The 21,662-nt window shown below is 71.7% G+C and carries 19 protein-coding genes; 7 read left to right on the forward strand and 12 right to left on the reverse strand.

The features are described from left to right. The coding region (locus AB3X52_RS18450; protein ID WP_367995570.1) for a hypothetical protein at window positions 1–219 on the forward strand (219 nt) is incomplete at its 5' end. Window positions 220–555: 336 nt separating this feature from the next. On the opposite strand, the gene AB3X52_RS18455 is transcribed toward AB3X52_RS18450, so the two are convergent. From AB3X52_RS18455 to argC, 9 genes are read right to left on the reverse strand one after another with little or no spacing between them, the layout of a single operon-like run. Beyond that, window positions 556–1,143: a DNA-3-methyladenine glycosylase gene (locus tag AB3X52_RS18455; RefSeq protein WP_367995571.1), complete on the reverse strand. Its 588-nt coding sequence runs from the start codon at window positions 1,141–1,143 to the stop codon at window positions 556–558. Further along, window positions 1,140–2,576, reverse strand: a complete 1,437-nt coding sequence (gene argH / locus AB3X52_RS18460) for an argininosuccinate lyase (RefSeq protein ID WP_367995572.1) — start codon at window positions 2,574–2,576, stop codon at window positions 1,140–1,142. The genes AB3X52_RS18455 and argH overlap by 4 nt, the downstream gene beginning before the upstream one ends. Beyond that, window positions 2,576–4,009: an argininosuccinate synthase gene (argG, locus tag AB3X52_RS18465; RefSeq protein ID WP_367995573.1), complete on the reverse strand. Its 1,434-nt coding sequence runs from the start codon at window positions 4,007–4,009 to the stop codon at window positions 2,576–2,578. The genes argH and argG overlap by 1 nt, the downstream gene beginning before the upstream one ends. Before the next feature lie 9 nt (window positions 4,010–4,018). Beyond that, complete coding sequence (locus AB3X52_RS18470; protein WP_367995574.1) at window positions 4,019–4,615, reverse strand: arginine repressor; 597 nt, start codon at window positions 4,613–4,615, stop codon at window positions 4,019–4,021. Continuing rightward, a complete protein-coding gene (argF, locus tag AB3X52_RS18475; RefSeq protein WP_367995575.1) occupies window positions 4,612–5,559 on the reverse strand; it encodes an ornithine carbamoyltransferase in 948 nt (315 codons plus the stop codon). Before argF ends, AB3X52_RS18470 begins: the two co-directional genes overlap by 4 nt. Further along, window positions 5,556–6,743 carry an acetylornithine transaminase gene (locus AB3X52_RS18480; protein WP_367995576.1) on the reverse strand — a complete coding sequence of 396 codons (1,188 nt, stop codon included), beginning with the start codon at window positions 6,741–6,743 and terminating at the stop codon, window positions 5,556–5,558. Before AB3X52_RS18480 ends, argF begins: the two co-directional genes overlap by 4 nt. After that, complete coding sequence (gene argB, locus AB3X52_RS18485) at window positions 6,740–7,687, reverse strand: acetylglutamate kinase (protein WP_367995577.1); 948 nt, start codon at window positions 7,685–7,687, stop codon at window positions 6,740–6,742. Before argB ends, AB3X52_RS18480 begins: the two co-directional genes overlap by 4 nt. Further along, complete coding sequence (locus AB3X52_RS18490) at window positions 7,687–8,268, reverse strand: hypothetical protein (protein WP_367995578.1); 582 nt, start codon at window positions 8,266–8,268, stop codon at window positions 7,687–7,689. Before AB3X52_RS18490 ends, argB begins: the two co-directional genes overlap by 1 nt. Continuing rightward, window positions 8,265–9,302, reverse strand: a complete 1,038-nt coding sequence (gene argC / locus AB3X52_RS18495) for an N-acetyl-gamma-glutamyl-phosphate reductase (RefSeq protein WP_367995579.1) — start codon at window positions 9,300–9,302, stop codon at window positions 8,265–8,267. The genes AB3X52_RS18490 and argC overlap by 4 nt, the downstream gene beginning before the upstream one ends. 76 nt (window positions 9,303–9,378) lie before the next feature. Here argC and AB3X52_RS18500 point away from each other — a divergent pair, with 76 nt between their 5' ends. The 4 genes from AB3X52_RS18500 (at window position 9,379) to AB3X52_RS18515 (ending at window position 12,768) form a co-directional block, all read left to right on the forward strand. Then, window positions 9,379–10,179 carry a maleylpyruvate isomerase N-terminal domain-containing protein gene (locus AB3X52_RS18500; RefSeq protein ID WP_367995580.1) on the forward strand — a complete coding sequence of 267 codons (801 nt, stop codon included), beginning with the start codon at window positions 9,379–9,381 and terminating at the stop codon, window positions 10,177–10,179. A gap of 97 nt (window positions 10,180–10,276) precedes the next feature. After that, entirely contained in the window at window positions 10,277–10,825 is a 549-nt protein-coding gene (locus tag AB3X52_RS18505; protein ID WP_367995581.1) for an LOG family protein, read from the forward strand. Window positions 10,826–10,921: 96 nt separating this feature from the next. Continuing rightward, window positions 10,922–11,938 (forward strand): ATP-binding cassette domain-containing protein, encoded by a 1,017-nt coding sequence (locus AB3X52_RS18510; RefSeq protein WP_367995582.1) that lies wholly within the window; start codon window positions 10,922–10,924, stop codon window positions 11,936–11,938. Further along, window positions 11,935–12,768 (forward strand): ABC transporter permease, encoded by an 834-nt coding sequence (locus AB3X52_RS18515; protein ID WP_367995583.1) that lies wholly within the window; start codon window positions 11,935–11,937, stop codon window positions 12,766–12,768. The genes AB3X52_RS18510 and AB3X52_RS18515 overlap by 4 nt, the downstream gene beginning before the upstream one ends. Here AB3X52_RS18515 and AB3X52_RS18520 read toward each other — a convergent pair. The 3 genes from AB3X52_RS18520 to pheS form a co-directional block, all read right to left on the reverse strand. Continuing rightward, on the reverse strand, window positions 12,750–15,716 hold the full coding sequence (locus AB3X52_RS18520; RefSeq protein ID WP_367995584.1) for an ATP-binding protein: 2,967 nt from the start codon (window positions 15,714–15,716) through the stop codon (window positions 12,750–12,752). The genes AB3X52_RS18515 and AB3X52_RS18520 overlap by 19 nt on opposite strands. A gap of 82 nt (window positions 15,717–15,798) precedes the next feature. Continuing rightward, window positions 15,799–18,276 (reverse strand): phenylalanine--tRNA ligase subunit beta, encoded by a 2,478-nt coding sequence (gene pheT, locus AB3X52_RS18525; protein ID WP_367995585.1) that lies wholly within the window; start codon window positions 18,274–18,276, stop codon window positions 15,799–15,801. A 17-nt stretch (window positions 18,277–18,293) separates the two neighbouring features. Beyond that, a complete protein-coding gene (gene pheS / locus AB3X52_RS18530; protein WP_367995586.1) occupies window positions 18,294–19,406 on the reverse strand; it encodes a phenylalanine--tRNA ligase subunit alpha in 1,113 nt (370 codons plus the stop codon). A gap of 301 nt (window positions 19,407–19,707) precedes the next feature. Here pheS and AB3X52_RS18535 point away from each other — a divergent pair, with 301 nt between their 5' ends. Then, the gene (locus tag AB3X52_RS18535; protein WP_367995587.1) at window positions 19,708–20,895 is read left to right on the forward strand and encodes an MFS transporter; all 1,188 of its coding nucleotides are present in this window, start codon (window positions 19,708–19,710) and stop codon (window positions 20,893–20,895) included. Then, the coding region (locus AB3X52_RS18540) for a molybdopterin-dependent oxidoreductase (protein WP_367995588.1) at window positions 20,892–21,662 on the forward strand (771 nt) is incomplete at its 3' end. The genes AB3X52_RS18535 and AB3X52_RS18540, both read left to right, overlap by 4 nt.

The following is a 21,662-nucleotide window of genomic DNA, read 5'->3' on the forward strand; positions in this document are numbered from 1 at the left end:
TGTGTTAAGCACGCCGCCAGCGTTCGTCCTGAGCCAGGATCAAACTCTCCGTTGAAAAACAACACCACACACAACCCAAAAGCCATGCGCGGAAGAGAAGATACCCGACAGGAGACACTGACAAAAAAACTTGCCAGAATCAATTGTCAAAGAAACCATCCCCTGCATCACAAAACACAGAAGACGGGGCATAAACAAACTAATTCGTCGACTATTTGACACACTGTTGAGTTCTCAAGAATCACACACACACGACGCACCAACCAGCCGGTCTTTGCTGTCGAGGCAACCTGCGTTAACTTAGCGGTCCGGGTCAGCCTCGTCAACTCGGCGGACTCGCCCAGCGTTCTCGAACTTCCCGAACCTGTCAGCGCGTGCGAAACCCGATCGGTTCGGCCTCTCGGCCCGACTCGTCGGCCCCGCTCGCGGCGACAGGAAGAACATTACACACCGCCTCCGGACGCATCAAATCGAGGCTCCCTCCCGGTTCGCGGCCTCCGCCGGAAGCCCGACCGAGGCACGTCCAGGAGCCTCCGGCCGGGCGCCGCCGCGCACTCAGTCCGGTCGGCGCCGGCCCTTCGCGGGCCGGTAGGCCGAGACGGTCGGATCCCCCGCGATCCAGAAGCGCCAGGGGCGTTCCGGCGCACCGCGCAGTCCGACGCGTGGGCCGGACGAGACCGGTCCGGCACACGCCCGGAGCTCCAGGCTCGGTCCGCCAGGGCCGAGGGCGGCGCCATTGTCTGCGAGCGTGAGGTCGAGTGCCCGGCACAGCCGCGCCGGGCCGCGCGCCAGATCGCGGTCGGAGGCGCCGAGGCGGCGCGAGCGGGCCTGCTCCATCCCCGTCACGACTTCGCCCGCCCGCAGCAGGACGGCCGAGGCCTCTCCCTCGGGACCGCACACCACGTTGGCGCACACGTGCATGCCGTAGGTGAAGTAGGTGTAGATCCGCCCGGGCGGCCCGAACATGACGTCGTTGCGCGGCGTCCGGCCGCGGTAGGCATGCGAACCCGGGTCCGTCGGACCGGCGTACGCCTCGACCTCGGTCAACCGCAGGGTCACGCCCCCGTGGGTCAGCAGAGCGCCGAGGAGGCGCGGCGCGACCTGCTCGACAGGTCCCGCGAGCGCCTCCTCGACGGATGTCACGCGAGGCGTTCCCGGAAGACCGCCATCCGTGCGCGCAGCTCGTCGAGCTGCTCGCGCACGCGTTCGGGGGCGGTGCCGCCGCGGCCGTTGCGGGACGCTACGGAGCCCTCCACGGTGAGGACGAGACGGACCTGCGGAGTGAGCGCCGACGAGATCGCGGCGAACTCCTCGTCGGTCAGGTCCGCGAGCTCGACCCCGCGATCCTCGGCGGCGCGGACGCAGGCACCTGCGAGCTCGTGCGCGATCCGGAACGGCGTCCCCTCGCGCACCAGCCACTCGGCGATGTCGGTCGCCAGGGAGAACCCCTGCGGTGCGAGCTCGGCCATACGCTCGGTGTTGTAGACGAGCGTCGCGATCTGGCCGGTGAAGGCCGGCAGCAGCACCTCGAGCGTGTCGAGCGAGTCGAAGACCGGCTCCTTGTCCTCCTGCAGGTCGCGGTTGTAGGCCAGCGGGAGCGCCTTGAGCGTGGTGAGGAGTCCCGTGAGATTGCCGACCAGCCGACCCGCCTTGCCGCGAGCCAGCTCGGAGATGTCGGGGTTCTTCTTCTGCGGCATGATCGACGAGCCGGTCGACCAGGAGTCGTGCAGCGTGACGAAGTCGAACTCCTTCGTCGCCCAGAGGATCACCTCCTCGGCGATCCGGCTCACGTCGACACCGACCTGCGCACAGACGAAGGCGAACTCGGCGACGAAGTCGCGAGACGCCGTACCGTCGATGGAGTTGGCTGTCGACCCCGTGAAGCCGAGCTCGCGGGCGACGAGCTCCGGGTCGAGGCCGAGACTCTGACCGGCGAGGGCGCCACTGCCGTACGGCGAGTCGGCGACGACACGGTCGTGCCAGTCCCCCAGCCGATCGACGTCGCGTAGCAAGGCCCAGGCGTGCGCCAGCAGGTGGTGGGAGAGCAGGACCGGCTGGGCATGCTGAAGGTGGGTGCGCCCCGGCATGATCGCGCCGAGATTGGCCTCCGCCTGCTGGGCGAGCGCGTCCACGAGGTCGAGGACGAGACCACTCACCACCCGCTGGTGGTCGAGGAGGTAGGACCGGAAGAGCGTCGCGATCTGGTCGTTGCGCGACCGACCGGCGCGCAGCTTGCCGCCGACGTCGGGACCGACCTCCTCGATGAGGAGACGCTCGAGGGCGCCGTGGACGTCCTCGTCGGAGGCCGCCGGACGCAGGGTCCCGGCGGTGTAGCGCTCGGCAAGGACGTCGAGCCCGCGGTGGAGCTCGTTCTCCTCATCGGCGGTGAGCAGCCCGGCGGCGCCCAGGGCCTTCGCGTGGGCGTGGGAACCGGCGAGGTCGTAGAGCGCGAGGCGCCAGTCGAAGTGGGTGGAGCGGGAGAGCGCCTCGAGCTCCGGCGACGGCCCGCCGGCGAAGCGGCCGCCCCAGAGCTTCCCCTCGTTGGTGGTGCTCAGCTCGGAGGTCTGATCGGACATCAGTCGGTCCCGAACTCCATCGCCGCAGCGTCGAGGGCCTCGTCGCCCGGCTCCTCCTCGGCCTCCGGGTTGCGGGCGATCTGGTCGGCACCACCGGCGGGGAGGGCACCGAACAGGGTGCCGTGCTCGACGAGCACCTGGCCCTGGTCGAGCGGCTGGCCGGCGTACAGCTCGAGCTTCGAGCGCGAGTCCGCGATGTCGAGGTTGCGCATCGTCAGCTGGCCGATCCGGTCCGTCGGGCCGAAGGCGGCGTTCTCCGTCCGCTCCATCGAGAGCTTGTCGGGGTGGTAGGAGAGCCCCGGGCCGTCGGTGCGAAGGATCGTGTAGTCCTCACCGCGGCGCAGCCGCAACGTGACCTCGCCCGTCACCAGCGAGGCGATCCAGCGCTGGATCGACTCGCGCAGCATGAGCGCCTGCGGGTCGAGCCACCGGCCCTCGTAGAGGAGGCGGCCGAGACGACGCCCCTCGGCGGTGTAGTTGGCGATCGTGTCCTCGTTGTGGATCGCGTTGAGCAGGCGCTCGTAGGCGGCCCAGAGAAGCGCCATGCCGGGGGCCTCGTAGATGCCGCGCGACTTCGCCTCGATGATGCGGTTCTCGATCTGGTCGGACATGCCGAGCCCGTGACGACCGCCGATCGCGTTGGCCTCCATGACGAGCGCTACCGCGTCGGGGAAGTCCCGGCCGTTGATCGCGACCGGGCGACCGGCCTCGAAGCGCACCGTGACGTCCTCGGCGGCGATCTCCACGCTCGGGTCCCAGAACTTCACGCCCATGATCGGCTCGACCGTCTCGAGCGAGACGTCGAGGTGCTCGAGGGTCTTGGCCTCGTGGGTGGCGCCCCAGATGTTGGCGTCGGTGGAGTAGGCCTTCTCCTTGGAGTCGCGGTAGGGCAGACCGTGGTCGACCAGCCACTGGCTCATCTCGGCCCGACCGCCGAGCTGCGTGACGAACTCCGCGTCCAGCCAGGGCTTGTAGATGCGCAGCTCGGGATTGGCGAGGAGACCGTAGCGGTAGAACCGCTCGATGTCGTTGCCCTTGAAGGTCGACCCGTCACCCCAGATGTCGACGCCGTCCTCGTGCATCGCACGGACCAGCTGGGTGCCGGTGACGGCGCGACCGAGCGGCGTGGTGTTGAAGTAGGCGCGGCCGCCCGAGCGGATGTGGAAGGCGCCGCAGGCCATCGCCGCGAGGCCCTCCTCGACCAGCTGCGGCTTGATGTCGATCGCGCGGGCGATCTCGGCGCCGTACTCCAGGGCACGACCGGGTACGCCGGAGATGTCCGGCTCGTCGTACTGCCCGATGTCGGCGGTGTAGGTACACGGGACCGCACCCTGGGCGCGCATCCACGCCACGGCCACGGAGGTGTCGAGCCCTCCCGAGAAGGCGATGCCGACACGCTCGCCCTTGGGAAGGGACGTCAGGACCTTGCTCACGTTGCTCTCTTACTCCTGTTCCGTGGTGGTGCCGGAGCCGGCCGGGGATCCGGCAGTCGACTCGGCTCTGGTGATGATCGTGTCGTGGTCGAGCGGCGACTGGTCCGCGAGGCCGAGGAAGCGCTTCGCGAGCTCGTCGCCACCCTGCGGGTCGCGGCCGATGACGAGGACCGTGTCGTCACCGGCGATGGTGCCGAGGATGTCAGGGAACTCCGCCTTGTCGAAGGCCGAGGCCAGGAACTGGGCGGCGCCCGGCGGCGTACGCAGGACGACGAGGTTGGCGCTCGCGTCGGCACTGACCAGGAGCTCGGCGCAGAGCCGCGCGAGCCGGAGGCGGGCCGCCGTGGAGGCGCCGGGCGCGATCGCGCGCCGGTCGCCGCCCTCGCCCGGGATGGCGTAGACCAGCGCACCGGCGCCCGCTCGCACCTTCACCGCGTCGAGCTCGACGAGATCCCGGGAGAGCGTCGCCTGGGTGACCTGGACACCATGGCCGGCGAGGAGGTCGGCGAGCTCGCTCTGGGAACGCACCTCGCGCGTGCCGACCAGCTCGACGATCAGCTGGTGGCGCGCGTTCTTGGTCGCCGGGCGCAGCGCCTGCTCGGTCATCGCCTCTCCCAGAGGAAGGCGAGGATCGCCTTCTGCGCGTGGCGACGGTTCTCGGCCTCGTCCCACACGACGCTGCGCGGGCCGTCGAGGACCTCGGCGGCGATCTCCTTGCCGCGGTACGCCGGCAGGCAGTGCATCACGACGGCGTCCGGGGCGGCGTGGTCGACGAGCTCCGCGGTCAGTGCGTAGGGGCCGAAGAGCGCCTCGCGCGCCGCCTTCTCCTCCTCCTTGCCCATCGAGACCCAGGTGTCGGTGACGAGGACGTCCGCGCCCGCGACCGCCTTGAGCGGATCGGTGTCGAGGGTGATGCTGCCGCCCGTCGTGGCGGCGATCTCCTCGGCCCGGTCCAGGACCTCCGGGGCGGGGGTGCAGCCCTCGGGCGCACCGAACCGCACGTGGATCCCGGCCATCGCGCCGGCGAGGGCCCACGAGTTGCCCATGTTGCAGGCGGCGTCACCGAGGAACGCGACCGTGAGCCCGGCGAGGCTCTGCCCCTCCTCGGCCCCGTCGTTGCCCTTGTGCTCGCGGAGGGTGAGCAGGTCGGCGAGGAGCTGGCAGGGGTGGAAGTCGTCGGTCAGCGCGTTGACGACCGGGACGCCGGCGTACGCCGCCATCTCCTCGACCGCGGACTGGGCGAAGGTGCGCCACACGATCGCGCCGGCCTGGCGCCCGAGCACGCGCGCCACGTCGGCGACGGACTCGCGTGCGCCGATGCCGGCGAGGCGACCGTCCACGACCATCGAGTGGCCGCCGAGCTCGGCGATGCCGGAGGAGAAGCTGGCCTGGGTGCGCAGGGTGGGCTTGTCGTAGATCGTCGCGACGGTCACCGGGCCGGCGAGCGGCTTGGTGGCGTAGGGGTCTGCCTTCATCGCCGCCGCGAGCGCGAGGACCTCGGCCTGCTCGGCCGGGGTCAGGTCGTCGTCGCGGAGGAAGCTGCGGGTCATGGGCGTCCCTCTTCGTGGGCCTGGTCGAGGATGGCCGGCCAGGCGCTCAGCAGCGCCTCGACGTCGTCCGAGGTGACGACGAGGGGCGGCACGAGACGGATCCGGTCCGGGGTGGCGTTGTTCAGGATGAAGCCGGCCTCGAGCGCCTTCGCGGCGACCGTGGCGGTGTTGCCCTCGGGCAGGACGACCCCGATGAAGAGGCCCTCGCCGCTGACCTCGCTCACGCGCGGGTCGGCGGCCAGACCGTCACGAAGCTTCTGCCCCAGGACGGTGACGTGCTCGAGTAGACCCTCCTCCTCGATGGTGCGGAGCACGGCGAGACCCGCGGCGCAGGCCACCGGGTTGCCCCCGAAGGTGGTGCCGTGGTTGCCGGGCTCGAAGAGCGTCGCCGCGCGACCGAGGCCGAGGCAGGCGCCGATCGGGAGACCGCCGCCGAGACCCTTGGCGAGGGTGACGATGTCGGCGACGACGCCGCTGTCCTCGTGGGCGAACATCCGACCGGTCCGGCCCAGGCCGGACTGCACCTCGTCGAGCCAGAGCAGGGCGCCGCGCGCGTCGGCGATCTCCCGCGCCTTCGCGAGGTAGCCCGCGGGCGGCACGATGACGCCGGCCTCCCCCTGGATCGGCTCGAGCACGATCGCGGCGGTCTCGTCCGTGACCGCCGCGGCAAGCGCCTCGGCGTCGCCGTACGGGACGAACGTGACGTCGCCCGGCAGCGGCTCGAACGGCGCGCGGTAGGCCTCCTTGGACGTGAGCGCGAGCGCCCCCATGGTGCGCCCGTGGAAGGCGCCGGACGCGGCGACGAGCTTGGTGCGTCCCGTCTTGCGGGTCAGCTTGAAGGCCGCCTCGTTGGCCTCCGTGCCGGAGTTCGCGAAGAAGACCCGGCCGGTCTCACCACCGGGCACGAGGGCGAGCAGCCTCTCGGCGAGCTCGACCTGCGGGCCGCTGGTGAAGAAGTTCGAGATGTGACCGAGGGTGCTCAGCTGCTCGGTGACGGCCGCGACGAGCGCCGGGTGGTTGTGGCCGAGGGCGTTGACGGCGATGCCGCCGAGGAAGTCGACGTACTCCTTGCCGTTCTCGTCCCAGACGTGGGCTCCCTCACCGCGGACGAGCGCCAGCTTCGGCGGGCCGAACGTGTTCATGAGGGCGCCGACGTAGCGCTCGCTGATGGTCGGGTCGGTCATGACGCGATCTCCCTCGCCTTGCGGGTCTTGGTCTCGACGCCGGTGAGCACCTGGGTGCCGACACCCTCGTCGGTGAAGAGCTCGAGCAGGACGGCGTGGGGCTCGCGACCGTCGACGACGGTCGCGCGGGTCACGCCGCCCTTCACTGCGTTGAGGCACGCGGCCATCTTGGGGATCATCCCCGACGCCAGCGTCGGCAGGATCTCCTCGAGCGCCTCGGGGCTGATCTCGCCGATGACCTCCTCCGGGTCCGGCCAGTCGAGGTAGAGACCCTCCACGTCGGTCAGGACGAGGAGCTTCTCGGCCTTCAGCGCCACGGCCAGGGCCGCGGCCGCCGTGTCGGCGTTGACGTTGTAGACCGTCCCGTCGGCGTCGGGCGCGACACTGGACACCACCGGGATGCGGCCGGCCTCGATGATGTCGAGCACGGACTCGGGGCGTACGCCGACCACCTCGCCGACCAGACCGAGGTCGACCTCCTCGCCGTCGACGACGGTGCTCGCCGGCTCGGCGGTGAACAGGCCGGCGTCCTCGCCCGAGAGGCCGACCGCGAGCGGGCCGTGGGAGTTGATCAGTCCGACGAGCTCGCGCTGCACCTGGCCGACGAGCACCATCCGGACAACGTCCATCGCCTCGGGGGTGGTCACGCGGAGCCCGCCGCGGAACTCGGACTCGATCCCGAGCCGGCCGAGCATCGTCGAGATCTGGGGGCCTCCGCCGTGGACGACGACCGGCTTGAACCCGGCGAAGCGGAGGAACGCGATGTCCTCGGCGAACGCCTGCTTGAGCGTCTCATCGGTCATGGCGTTGCCGCCGTACTTCACCACGACGATCTTGCCGTGGTAGCGCTTCAGCCAGGGCAGCGCCGCGGCGAGGGTGCGGGCCTTCGCCGGGTCGGGCTTGCCGGGATTGTGGGACACGGTGTCGAGGTCGATCGTGCTCATCAGGCGTGGACGGTGCTCTCGTGGGAGGAGGTGGACGCGGGGGTCGGGAGGGAGTCGAGGAGGTCGGCGAGCGCGGCGGCCAGGTCGGCGACACCCGGCCGGATCGCCGAGGCGCCGCTGGCGAGGAGCAGCGCCCCGCGCTCGGCCCACGGGACCGAGTCCAGTGCCTGCGCGAGCGCCGCCGCAAGGTCGGGCGCGGGGAGCGCCCCGTCCGTGAGGAGTACGACGCCGTGGTCGGTCGCGAGCGCCGCGAGCCGGCAGCCGGCGTACTCCCGACACACGGGCGGGTGCGCGGGCCCGGGCAGGACGGCGACGTCGATCGCGCCGATGCCGTGGCGCTCGGCGACCTGCTCGGCCACGGCGTGCACGTGCTGGAAGCCCGCCGGACCGACCACGAGGTCGTCGTCCGCGACGCGCGGGTCGAGGACAACGACGCGCAGCCCGCCGTCGTGCACGACCTGGCGGGTCCACAGGACGGCGTTGGCCTCACCGGAGAAGACACCGGCCGCCTGTGCAGGGCCGTCGGCGATGAGGACCGCGAGGTCGCCGTCGGTGGCGTCGGCGAAGCCCGGGACGGTCACGGCGCGACCCCGACGGCGGTGAGGCCGGTGGTCTCGTCGAGCCCCAGCGCGAGGTTCATCGACTGGATCGCCCCACCGGCGGTGCCCTTGGTGAGGTTGTCGATCACGCCGACGGCCACGAGCCGGCCGGCGGCCTCGTCGACGGTCACCTGGATCTGGACGGCGTTCGAGCCGAGGACGGACTGGGTCTGGGGCCACTGGCCCTCGGGCAGCACGTGGACGAACGGCTCGTCGGCATACGCCTTCTCGTAGGCGGCGCGCGCGTCCTCGGCCGTGACACCGGCCTTGAGCGGCGCCGAGCAGGTGGCGAGGATCCCGCGCGGCATCGGCACGAGGAGCGGGGTGAACGAGACCGACACGGTGCCGTCGGTGAGGGCGGAGAGGTTCTGGGTGATCTCCGGGGTGTGCCGGTGGACGCCGCCGACGCCGTACGCGCTGGCGTTGCCCATGATCTCCGAGCCGAGCAGGTGGGCCTTGGGGCTCTTCCCGGCGCCGCTCGTGCCGGACGCGGCCACCACGACGACCTCGGGCTCGACGATGCCGGCGTGCACCGCGGGGGCCAGGGTGAGCGTCGAGACGGTCGGGTAGCAGCCGGGGACGGCGATCCGGCTCGTCCCGGCGAGCTTCTCCCGGTGGCCCGGGAGCTCGGGCAGACCATAGGGCCAGGTGCCGGCGTGGTCGCTGCCGTAGAACCTCTCCCAGGCCTCCGCGTCGGCGAGCCGGAAGTCGGCGCCGCAGTCGATCACGACCGTGCCTTCCGGCAGCTGGGCGGCGAGCGCGCCCGACTGGCCGTGCGGCAGCGCCAGGAAGACGACGTCGTGACCGCTGAGTGTCTCGACCGTGGTCTCCTCCAGGATCCGGTCGGCCAGCGGCAGCAGGTGAGGCTGGAGTGTGCCGAGCCGCTCCCCCGCGTTGCTGCCCGCCGTCAACGCACCGATCTCGACCTCGGGGTGGCCCAGGAGGAGGCGAAGGAGCTCCCCTCCGGCATATCCACTGGCTCCGGCGACGGCAACGCGCTTCGTGGTCATATGCATGAATATACATGACCATGCATGACCTTGTGCAAACCGTCCGGTTCATGGACGCGCGGACGGCGGCTACCGTCACAGGATGGCCCAACTTCCCTACCCCGAGTATCTCGCCCACATGCGCGCCGACTCCGTGCGCTTCCGCGAGCTCCTCGCCGACTGCGACCCGAACGCCCCGGTCCCGAGCTGCCCGGCGTGGACGGCGGCCGACCTGCTCTGGCACCTCGGCGAGGTGCAGCACTGGTGGACGGCGATGGTCGTCGACAGACCGGCGGGGCCCGACGCCTACCAGGAGCCGGACCGGCCGGCGACGTACGACGGGCTGCTGTCCTTCTACGACCAGGGGCTCGACGGGCTGCCGCGGGCGCTGGCGGCCGCGGACCCGACCGAGGAGGCCTGGAGCTGGTCGTCCGACCCCGGCCACCACCGGGTCGGGTGGATCGCTCGGCGCCAGGCGCACGAGGCGCTCATCCACCGGCTCGATGCGGAGCTGACGACCGGCGACGTGACCGCACTGGATCCCACCCTCGCCGCGGACGGGGTGGCCGAGTGCCTCGCGGTGATGTACGGCGGTCTCCCACCCTGGGGCACCTTCGACCCGCTCCCCCGGCACGTCGAGTTCCGCATGCCCGACGTCGGCACGTCGGTGTGGGTGCAGCTCGGGCTCTTCTCGGGCCAGCCGCCGGAGGGCGAGCGGATCGATGGTCAGCCAGACCTGCACGTCGTCGAGGAGCCGGGCGCCGTCGCGGCTGCTGTCGTCACCGCCGACGCGGGCACCCTGGACGCGTGGCTGTGGCACCGCTCGGCGGCCGAGGTCGACCTGAGCGGCGACGAGGCCGCGCTCGACCATCTCCGCGCGGTGCTGCGCCAGCCGATCGACTGAGGCCGACCGAGCTCGCCCGAGATCGCCCGAGTTCGAGAGCTCGCCCGTGACAGACCGCCTGCCGGGACGGCCGACCCGGCATCGATAGCCTGCCGCGGTGATCTCGAGACTCGCGGTGTTCCTCGGCTCCCGTGACGGCAAGGACCCGGCGCTCAGGGACGCGGCGTACGACGTCGGGCGTGGCCTCGCCGAGCGCGGCATCGAGCTTGTGTACGGCGCCGGTGGCGCGGGCCTGATGGGCCGCGTGTCCCAGGGGGTGATCGACGGCGGCGGCCGGGTCTACGGCGTCATCCCGCGCTTCATGGTGGAGCGTGAGTGGGGGCGGGTCGAAGGTGACGCGGGCGTGCAGACGGTCGTCGTCGAGAGCATGCACGACCGCAAGGCGCTGATGGCCGACCGGGCCGAGGCGTTCCTCGCACTGCCCGGCGGGCTCGGCACGCTCGAGGAGCTCTTCGAGGTGTGGACCTGGCAGACGCTCCTGCTCCACGGCAAGCCGGTCGGGCTCTTCAACGTGGGCGGCTTCTGGGACCCGCTCGTCGAGCTGATGCACCGGATCGCGGACGCGGGCTTCATGGACCACGAGAAGGTCGACGCACTGGTCGTCGGGGACGACCTCGACGACGTGCTGGAGCGGCTGTCGCGGTGAGCCCGCGGCGCCGGCGTCCTCGACCCCGACACCCCGGGCCCGCCGCTGAAACCGCCATGAAGGCGGAGTGAAACCGCCATGCCCCACCCTGGTGGCATGAACTCTTCTGCACCCACCACTGCCACCGACCTGGCAGTCGAGGCACGGGGTCTGGTCAAGAGCTTCGGCGCCAAGGGATCCAACGCCGTGCGCGCCGTCGACGGGATCGACCTCGAGATCCGCCGGGGCGAGGTGTACGGCGTCCTCGGACCGAACGGCGCGGGCAAGACCACGACCCTCAAGATGCTGGCCACGCTGCTGCCGATCGACGCGGGCAGCGCCACCATCTTCGGCGTCGACGTCGCCACGGAGCCGCACCAGATCCGCCAGATGGTCGGGGTCACCGGCCAGTACGCGTCGGTCGACGAGAACCTCACCGCCACCGAGAACCTCTACCTCTTCGGCCGGCTGCTCGGTCTCTCCGGCTCGGCCGCCAAGCGGACCGCCGCCGACCTCCTGGAGCGCTTCGGCCTGGAGGAGGCCGCGTCCCGCCAGATCAAGAACTTCTCCGGCGGCATGCGGCGCCGGCTCGACCTGGCCGCCTCGCTCATCGCCCGCCCTCCGCTCATCTTCCTCGACGAGCCGACGACCGGCCTCGACCCGCGGACCCGCGGGCAGATGTGGGACACCATCCGCGAGCTCGTCGCCCAGGGCGCGACCATCCTGCTGACGACGCAGTACCTCGACGAGGCCGACCAGCTGGCCGACCGGATCGCGGTCATCGACCGCGGCGCGAAGGTGGCGGAGGGCACCTCCGGCGAGCTCAAGGCCAGCGTCGGCAGCTCCACGCTGCAGATCCGCCTCACCGACAAGAGCCACACCGCGATGGCGGCACAGCTCGTCACCAACGTGCTCGGCGAGGAGCCGGTCCTCACCCCCGAGGCCGGCGGCCTCAACGTGCCGCTGCCCGACGCCAACCGGGCCGCCGACGTCCTGATCGCGCTGCGCCAGGCGAGCCTCGGGATCTCGACGGCCAACGTCGCGCAGCCGACGCTCGACGAGGTCTTCCTCGCGATCACCGGCCGGCACACCGAGGAGACCGACCAGACCGAGACCGAGGAGGTCGCCGTATGACCACCCTGCTCCCCGCCGCCGGCGGCGCGCCGGTCCACAGCCCTGACCGCCCGCTGAGCGCACGCCCGGGCCTGCGCGAGACCCTCGACCAGACCTTCGCGATGGCCTGGCGCGCGTTGAAGAAGATGAGCCGCAACCCGGAGCAGTTCTTCGACGTGACGATCCAGCCCCTGCTGTTCACGGCGATGTTCGCCTACATCTTCGGCGGCGCGATCTCGGGATCGGTGAAGGACTACCTGCCGATCGTCATCACCGGGATCCTCGCCCAGACGTCGCTGACCGCCTGTATGGCGACCGGCATCCAGCTGCGCGAGGACATGGACAAGGGCGTCTTCGACCGCTTCAAGTCGCTGCCCATCGCGCGGATCGCCCCGCTTGCGGGCCCAGCGCTGGCCGACCTCGTGCGCTACATGACCGCCGCGACGCTCACCGTCCTGGTCGGGCTCGCGATCGGCTACCGCCCCGGCGGCGGCGTCCTCGGCGTCCTGGCCGGCTGGTTGCTCACCATCGTCGCGGGCTGGTCGCTCGCGTGGATCTTCACCTGGTTCGGCACCATCGCCCGCAGCGCGCAGGCCGTCCAGGGGATCTCGATGATGATCATGTTCCCGCTGACCTTCCTCTCCCCAGCCTTCGTGCCGGCCAAGACGATGCCCGGCTGGCTCCAGGCGTTCGTCAACGTCAACCCGGTCACGCTGGTCATCAACGCGACCCGTGACCTGATGAACCAGGGCCAGGTCACCGCCAACGTGGCGTGGGCGCTGCTCGGCTGTGCGGTCGTCGTCGCGATCTTCCTGCCGCTGTCGGTGAGGTCCTACAGCCGGAAGATGTGACCGACGACGTCGCGTGCCTCGTCCAGCAGGGCGGGGCCGCGGCGGTCGCCGTACTCCTTCTCCAGGTCGTCGAGGACACCGGGCGCGAGCCGCTCGGCATCCTCGACGGCCTTCTCCCAGCGCATCGTCGGGGAGAACCGGTTGTAGGCGAACCGGTCGGCGATGACGAGCAGACGCACCGCCTCCTTCGGCGGGAGCGCCTCACGCAGCAGCCCCCACAGGCCGATGGCGAAGAGCGCCACGCCCGCCACGGGGTAGTCGAGGAAGAGCCGCTGCGGCTCGAGCGCCGCGGGTGCCTTGCGGAGGATCTCCGCATAGAGGTCGGCGCCGTCGTCGCCCTCGCCGTAGCGGGCGTACGTCGTCAGCACCATCGCCTCGGCGTAGACGACCCACGGGGCGAGGTCCGCGTCGCGCATCGACGGGAAGCGCACCTGGCGGGTCTCGTCGAGCGCGGCGCGCAGCAGGTCGAGCCCGGCCCGGACCTCGCCGCGCGCCAGGGCGATCTGGCCGCGCGTGCTGAGCATCGTGCCGATGGTGCCGAACCCTCCTCGCGGGCTCATCGTCGCAATCTCGTCGACGAGCCGCTCGGCCTCCTCGACCCGGCCCCGGTCGAGCGCTGCGACGGCGAGCACCGCCTTGAGCTGGAGCGCGTCGTCGACCGCGCCGAGGCGCTCGAGGACCGGGAGCGCACGCCGGGCGAGCTCGGCCGCCTGCTCCACCTCGCCGAACTGCGCGTGCAGGCCCGAGAGCTGGGTGTGGAGCATCGCCGTGGTCCACGGACCGTCCTCGTCGGTCGCGAGCTCGAGCGCCCGGGTGGCGGCCTGCATCGCGGCCTCGGGGTCGCCGGAGTTCTCCCGCTCGTGGCTGACGAACTGGTAGCCCAGCGCACGGACCCGCCGGTCGGGGTCCTCCAGCAGGGCGTCGATGCGCGCCCGCGCGTCCCCGCCCGCAGGGTCCGCGACCGTCATGAGCACGGCGATGAGGGCGCGCAGCGGCGGGTTCGCAGACGTGGCGCCCAGGGTCTCCAGCCGGTCGCGGAGCACCGCCGCCTCGGGCGCCCCGGTGATCGTGCCGTTGAACATCGCGAGCGCGAGCGCGAGCCGCGTCCGCTCGAGCAGCTCGTCAGGCGGCGTCCAGTCGCCGAGCACCTCGGTCAGCGCGCGCACCAGCACGACGACGCGGGCGTGGTCGCCGCTGATCGACCAGAACGCCGCCAGCGCGACATAGAGGCGTACGGCGGCGGCCGGGTCGGCATCGCCGAGCGCCTGGCGCAGCACGTCGGCGAGATTCGACTCCTCGGCGCGGATGGCGTCCATGGCGGCCGGCTGGTCGACGCTGAAGATCCGGTCGGCGTGCTGGTCGGCGTACGCCGTCGCCCAGGCGCGCTGGGCGGCGCGAGCCGCGCCCTCCTCCCCCGCGTCGACCAGCTGCATCCGGCCGAACTCGCGCACCGTCTCGAGCATGCGGTAGCGCGCGCTCGCGCCCGCGTCGACGACGGTGAGCAGCGACTGGTCCACGAGCTCCTGGAGCGCGTCGAGCGCCTCCGGCCCGAGCATCGACTCGGCCGCGTCGAGGGTGAAGCCGTCGTGGAACACCGAGAGCTGTCGCAACGCACGGCGCTCCCGCTCCCCGAGCAGGTTCCACGACCAGTCGATCACCGCCAGGAGGGTCTGATGGCGGTCGGGCGCGCTCCGGTCACCGCCGCGCAGGAGCGCGAAGCGGTTCGACAGCCGGTGGGCGACGTCCTCGACCGACATGACCCGGATCTTGACCGCGGCGAGCTCGATCGCGAGCGGGAGCCCATCGAGCCGGGACACGACCTCCGCCACCGTGTCGTCGGGCAGCGTCACGCCGGGACGCGCGGCCGTCGCCCGCCGACGGAAAAGCTCCATCGCGTCCTGACGGTCGAGCTGCCCCAGGGCGTAGACCCGCTCCGCGCCGATCGCGAGCGGGGCACGGCTCGTCGTCAGGACCCGCAGGTCGCGCACGGCGGCGACGAGGAAGGCCGTCAGGTCCGCCACCGCTCCGACGATGTGCTCGCAGTTGTCGAGCACGAGGAGCGCCGGCGCCTGCTCGAGCTGCTGCGCGATCCGGGCGCGGACGTCGGCGCGCTGCTCCGGTGTCAGGACGCGCCGCCCGCTAACCGAGTCGCGGACCCCGAGCGCCGACCCCACCTCGCCGATCAGGTCGTCGGGGGAGGTGACCCCGACGAGCTCGACGAAGTGGACGACCGGCTGCTCCGCGGTCCGGGCGAGGACCTGCGCGAGCCGGGTCTTCCCGAGACCACCGGGGCCGAGGATCGTCACGACCCGGGACGTGCGCAGCAGCGCCGACACAGCGGCGATGTCCGCCTCACGTCCGATGAGCGAGGTGGCGTCGTACACCAGGCCGGAACGGACGGGCCGGTCGCGCGCCAGCAGCTCCTGGTGGAGGGCTCGCAGCGTCGGGCTCGGGTCGACGCCGAGCGCGTCCGCGATCCCGGTGCGATAGGTCTCGAACCGCTCGAGTGCGGCCGGGACGCCGTGGACGGCCGCGACCGCGCGCAGCAGCGCGCCGACGACCTCGTCGTCCGGGATCGCCTCACGGCGGGCCTCCTGCTCGAGGAGCGGCAGCGCCTCGGCGTACCGTCCCTCGGCGGCGAGCCGCAGCCCGGCCGGGCGGAGTGCCCAGACGTCGACGTCCTCGACACCCAGTGCGAGCCGGTAGCCCCGGGCGGTGCGCTCGATCGCCTCGGGGCTCGTCGCCGACCGGGCCCGTGAGACGACGACCTGGAGCGCCTTGCCCGGGTTGGCCGGGGTGTCACCGCCCCAGACCTCCTCGACGAGGGCGTCCTCCGAGAGGCCTCGCGGCCCGGCCTCGGCGAGTGCGCGGAGCAGTGCGTGCGTCCGCTCGCCCGGGACGGACCTCCCGTCCCAGGCGACGCGGTCGAGCAGCTCCAGACGGGTCACCGATGACCTCTCGATCGGACGAAGTGACTTCTCGGCGAGAACCACCGACCTCTCGCGAGGAACGAGTGACCTCTCGCGCAGGTCAGCGTTGCACAGCTCCGGTCAGCTCGACGGCCTTCGCGACGGCCGCGTCCCTGGCTGCGGCCGTCTCCTCGGCCGTGAGCGTGCGATCGGGGGCGCGGAATCGCAGCGCGAAGGCGAGCGACTTCTTGCCCGCGCCGAGCTGCTCGCCGGCGTACACGTCGAAGAGGCGGAGCGACTCCAGGAGGTCGCCGGCACCCTCGCGGAGCGCGGCCTCGACGGCCGCGACCGTGATGGTGTCGTCGACGAGGAGCGCGACGTCCTCCTTGGCGACCGGGAGGGTGGAGAAGACCGGACCGGGCACGACCTCGCGCGTCCTGCTCATCAGCACGTCGAGGTCGATCTCGATCGCGGCACTACGCGCCGGCAGGCCGTAGGCCTTGCAGACGTTGGGGTGCAGCTCGCCGGCATGGCCGAGCTCCTCACCGTCGACGCGGACCACCGCGCACCGGCCGGGGTGCCACGGCATCAGCGTGGCGTTCGCGACCTCGAGGGTCACGCCGAGCTCGGCGCTGAGGCCGCGCACGACCTCGAGCGCGTCGGCCCAGCCGGCCTGCCTGCCCTCGCCCCACCAGCCCGCGCGCTCGCGCTCGCCGGCGAGCACGACGCCCAGGTGGAGCGGCTGGGTCGGGATCGCCTCCAGGAGCTTCTCCAGCTCCTCGTCGCTCGGGCGCCGGTCGACGCCGTAGATCGGTGCCGCCTGATCGGTCGGGAAGGCGACGGTGGCGGTCTCGAAGAGGGCCACCCCGTCCTGGCCCCGACCGAGGTTGCGCGCCGCGGCCTGGAGCAGACCCGGCAGCACCGTCGTGGTGTACGCCGGCGCCTCGGCGCTCAGCGGGTTGGCGAGCCCCACGGTGCGACGGCGGATGTCGTCGGCCGGCAGACCGAGCGCCTCGAAGTCCTGCTCCCCCACGAACGGGAAGCTGACGACCTCGACGAGGCCGGCACCGGCGAGGGTGCGGCCGATCCGGCGGCGCAGCCGCTGCGCGCGCGTCAGACCGCGACCGGTCGCCCGTCTGGGCAGAACGCTGGGCACCTCGGTGTAGCCGACGATCCGGACGACCTCCTCGACGAGGTCGTAGGGGTCGTTGAGGTCCGGCCGGAAGGTCGGGACGGTCGCCGTGAGCGCGTCGCCCTCCACGGTGACGCGGGCGCCGATCGCCTCGAGGTTCGCGACGGTGGTGGCCGCGTCGATGTCGATCCCGGAGATCCGGGCCGGCAGGTCGACCGGGATGGTGATGGTGCGCGGTGTCGGGAAGCCACCGGCCACCGTCACCCCCTCGTCGACCGTGCCGCCGCCGTACTCCACCAGCAGCTCGACCACGCGGTCGGCAGCCAGAGACGGGAGGAGCGGGTCGACCCCACGCTCGAACCGCTTGCTCGCCTCGGACGGCAGCTTGTGGCGCCGCTCGGTGCGGAAGATGGAGGTCGGCTCGAAGTTGGCCGCCTCGATGACGAGGTCGGTGGTGGTCGCGGAGATCTCGGTCGAGGCACCGCCCATGACGCCGGCCAATCCGATCGGGCCGGAATCGTCGGTGATGAGCAGGTCCTCGGGCGAGAGCTCGCGGACGACGTCGTCGAGCGTGGTGAGCTTCTCCCCCGACTCGGCGCGGCGGACGACGATCGGGCCCTGGAGCTTGGCGCGGTCGTAGGCGTGGATCGGCTGCCCGAGCTCGAACATCACGTAGTTGGTGATGTCGACCGCGAGCGAGATCGAGCGGACGCCGACGGCCTTGAGTCGGTCGACGATGAAGGCCGGCGTCGGGGCGGCCGGGTCGAAGCCCGTGATCGTCCGGGCGACGAAGACCGGGCAGCCCTCGGGGTCGGCGATCCGGACCGGGTAGCCATCCTCGTTGGCCGGCGGCACGTCGCGCTGCGCGGGGTCGGTGAACGGCACCCCGAAGCCCAAGGCCGCCTCACGCGCGATGCCGCGCAGCGAGAGCGCGTAGGCGCGGTCAGGGTTGATCTCGAACTCGATGACCTCCTCGCCGAGGCCGAGGGCCTCGCGGGCGTCCGTGCCCGGCGCGGGCGCGTCGGCGGGAAGGACGATGATCCCCTCGTGGTCCTCGCCGAGACCGAGCTCGCGGGCCGAGCAGATCATGCCCGCCGAGAGGTGGCCATAGGTCTTGCGCGCGGAGATCTCGAAGCCGCCGGGCAGCACCCCGCCGGGGAGCACCACGACGACCTTGTCGCCGGGCTTGAAGTTGTGGGCGCCGCAGACGATGCCCTGGGGCTCTCCGGTGCCGTTAGCGTCGCCGACGTCGACGGTGCACCAGTTGATGGTCTTGCCGTTCTTCTGCGGCTCGGGCTCCATCGTGAGCACCTGGCCGACGACCAACGGGCCGGAGATCCCCTCACCCGTGGTCTCGATCGCCTCGAGCTTGAGGCCGAGCGCGGTCAGCCGGTCGGTGAGAGCCTCGGTGGTGACCTCGGCAGGCAGGTCGACGTACTCCTTGATCCAGGAGACGGGGGCCTTCATCGTTCAGAGCTCCCTTTCTAGACGGCAGAGCCGAATGCAGTGGTGAGGCGGACGTCGCCCTCGAAGAGGGTCCGCAGGTCGCTCAGGCCGGTCCGGAACATCAGGGTCCGGTCGATGCCCATCCCGAAGGCGAAGCCGGAGTAGCGCTCGCTGTCGATGCCGCAGGCGGTCAGGACGCGCGGGTTGACGATCCCGCAGCCGCCCCACTCGATCCAGCCCTCGCCCTTGCAGGTACGGCACTTGTCGCTGCCACCGGCGGCCAGGCCGGTGCCGCGGCAGACGAAGCAGGTCAGGTCGACCTCGGCGGAGGGCTCGGTGAAGGGGAAGTACGACGGCCGGAACCGCGTCGCGATGCCCTCGCCGAACATCTGCGAGGCGAAGTGGTCGAGCGTCCCCTTGAGGTGGGCCATCGAGATGCCCTCGTCGATGGCGAGGCCCTCGACCTGGTGGAACATCGGACTGTGGGTCGCGTCGTACTCATCGGCACGGAAGACGCGCCCCGGCGCGACGATGTAGATCGGGGGCTGCCGAGTCAGCATCGTGCGCGCCTGCACGGGACTCGTCTGGGTGCGGAGCACGACGTGGTTCTCCGCCGGCGCCGTCCAGATGGTGTCCTGGGTGGTGCGGGCCGGGTGGTCGGGACCGAGGTTGAGGGCGTCGAAGTTGAGCCACTCCGCCTCGATGAGCGGGCCCTCGGCGACCTCCCAGCCCATGGCCACGAAGATGTCGGCGACGAGCTCGGCGCCGGTGGTGAGCGGGTGCCGCCCACCTGCGGGTCGGCGATCGGTCGGGAGCGTCACGTCGACGGTCTCCTCGACGAGGATCCGCGCCTCGTGCTCGGCCTCGAGCACCGCCTGGCGCGCGGCGAGCGCCTGGTTGACCGCGCCGCGGGCCTGGCCGACCCGCTGGCCGGCCTCCTTGCGGGCCTGCGGAGGCAGGGCGCCGATCTCACGGTTGGCGAGCGCCAGCGGGGAGCGGTCGCCGGCGTGGTCGAGGCGGACCTGCTTCAGCTCGGCGAGCGTGGTGGCCTGCTCGATGGCGGCCAGCGCGGCGTCACGTGCGGCCTCGACCTCCTCCGCCTTCAACGGGGTGACCTCGACGGGGTCGTAATCGGTGTTCGGGCCCGACATGAGTGTCTGAGACTGCCTTTCGCGCGTGATTCGCCTGGTCGGCGCAGGCCCCAAGTCTAGGAACGCAGGCGTCCACGACGCGAACCGGTTCGCCGATGCGGGCGCACGAGGTCAACACAAAACGGCAAAATTAGGGCAACATGAGGAGCGCTCCAGCCTCATCGGTCCGTGTGTGGGTCACCTGACCCGTTCAAGGGAGACAACGATGCGCACTGCTCGGCAATCCTCCTCGGAGGCAGGTTTCCAGCGTTCCTCAGGGGTCTCGGCGGACGGTGGGGTGCCATCGGCGGGGCCCTCACCGATGGTCATGCTCGTGCTGTGCACCGTCGGGTTCGCGGTCAACTTCTGGGCCTGGGCGCTGATCAGCCCGCTCGGTCCCGTGTTCCGCGACCGCGGCAACCTCGGCACGATCAGCGAGTCCGACGTGGCCCTCATCGTGGCGGTGCCGGTGGTCGTCGGCTCCCTGGGGCGCATTCCGATCGGCGCGCTGACCGACCGGTTCGGCGGTCGGGTGATGTTCCCGCTCGTCTCGGCCGCCACGATCGTGCCGGTCCTCTTCGTCGGCTTCCTCGCGCTGAACTCCTACGCCCTGCTCCTCGTCGGCGGCTTCTTCCTCGGCATCGGCGGCACCGCGTTCGCCGTCGGCGTGCCGTTCGTGAACGCGTGGTTCCCGCCGGCCCGGCGCGGCCTCGCCGTCGGCATCTTCGGCGCCGGGATGGGCGGAACGGCGATCAGCGCCCTCACCACCGTCAAGCTCTACGACGGCCTCGGTCACCACTCCCCCTTCGTCATCACCGCCGCGGCGCTCGCTGTGTACGCCGTCGTCTCGTGGCTGGTGCTCCGAGACGCCCCCGGCCGGGTCGCACCGACGACGCCGCTCATGACCCGCATCGCCCGCGACACACGCCTGCCGATCACCTGGCAGGCGTGTGTGCTCTATGCCGTCGGCTTCGGCGGGTACGTCGCGTTCTCGGTCTACCTGCCGGCGTACCTCAAGACCGCACACGGGCTCACGGCGGCCGACGCGTCCAACCGGATGGCCGGGTTCGTGGTGGTCGCGGTGATCATGCGCCCCGTCGGCGGATGGCTCGCGGACCGGATCGGCGCGGTGGCCGTGCTGGCCGTGTGCTTCGCGGTGGTCGTGGTCTGCGCGGCGATCGCCGCCGGCACCCCGCCGCTGCATCCGGGCGGCACCATCGTCTTCCTCCTCATGGCCGCCGCGCTGGGCGCCTCCAGCGGCGCGACCTTCGGCCTCATCGCGCAGGTCACCGAGCCGGCCCGAGTGGGCGGCGTGACCGGACTGGTGGGTGCAGCGGGCGGGCTCGGGGGCTTCGCCCCGCCGCTGCTGATGGGCTACATCTACGGCCGCACCGACTCCTATGCGATCGGGCTGTGGCTGCTGGCCGTCGCGGCGGCGCTCGCCCTCCTGCTGACCCTCACCCTCGTCCGACGACTGGGCGGCGCCGCCCACCAGGAAGGAGCGCGATGACCACCCAGCACCGTGGAGCCGCGACGGGAGGCCTCGACGGCCCTCTGAGCGATGCCCTCGTCCGGACCCGCCGGTTCTTCACCCGCGGCACGGTCTCGGAGGACTTGCGCACCCTGTCCAAGGTCGGCGGCCGCCAGGCCGACGAGTTCTACCGGGACCGGTGGAGCCACGACAAGGTCGTCCGCTCCACCCACGGGGTGAACTGCACCGGCTCCTGCTCCTGGAAGGTCTACGTCAAGGACGGGATCATCACCTGGGAGGCGCAGCAGACGGACTACCCGTCGCCCGGACCGGACCGGCCCGACTACGAGCCGCGTGGCTGCCCCCGCGGCGCGGCGTTCTCCTGGTACACCTACTCCCCCACTCGGGTGCGCTACCCCTACGTCCGCGGCGTGCTGCTCCAGATGTACCGCCAGGCCAAGCAGGAGACCGGCGGTGACCCGGTCGCCGCCTGGGCCCACGTCGTCGACCACCCGTTGCGCGCCAAGGCCTACAAGTCCGCGCGCGGCAAGGGCGGCCTGGTGCGCGCGACCTGGGACGAGGCGGTCGAGATGATCGCGGCGGCCTACGTCCACACGATCGCGAAGTGGGGCCCTGACCGGGTCGCAGGCTTCTCCCCTATCCCGGCGATGTCCATGGTCTCGCACGCCTCGGGTGCCCGGTTCACCCAGCTCATCGGCGGCACGATGCTGTCCTTCTACGACTGGTACGCCGACCTGCCGGTCGCCTCGCCCCAGGTCTTCGGCGACCAGACGGACGTCCCCGAG

The organism is Nocardioides eburneus (assembly GCF_040838215.1).
Lineage (GTDB): Bacteria > Actinomycetota > Actinomycetes > Propionibacteriales > Nocardioidaceae > Nocardioides > Nocardioides eburneus.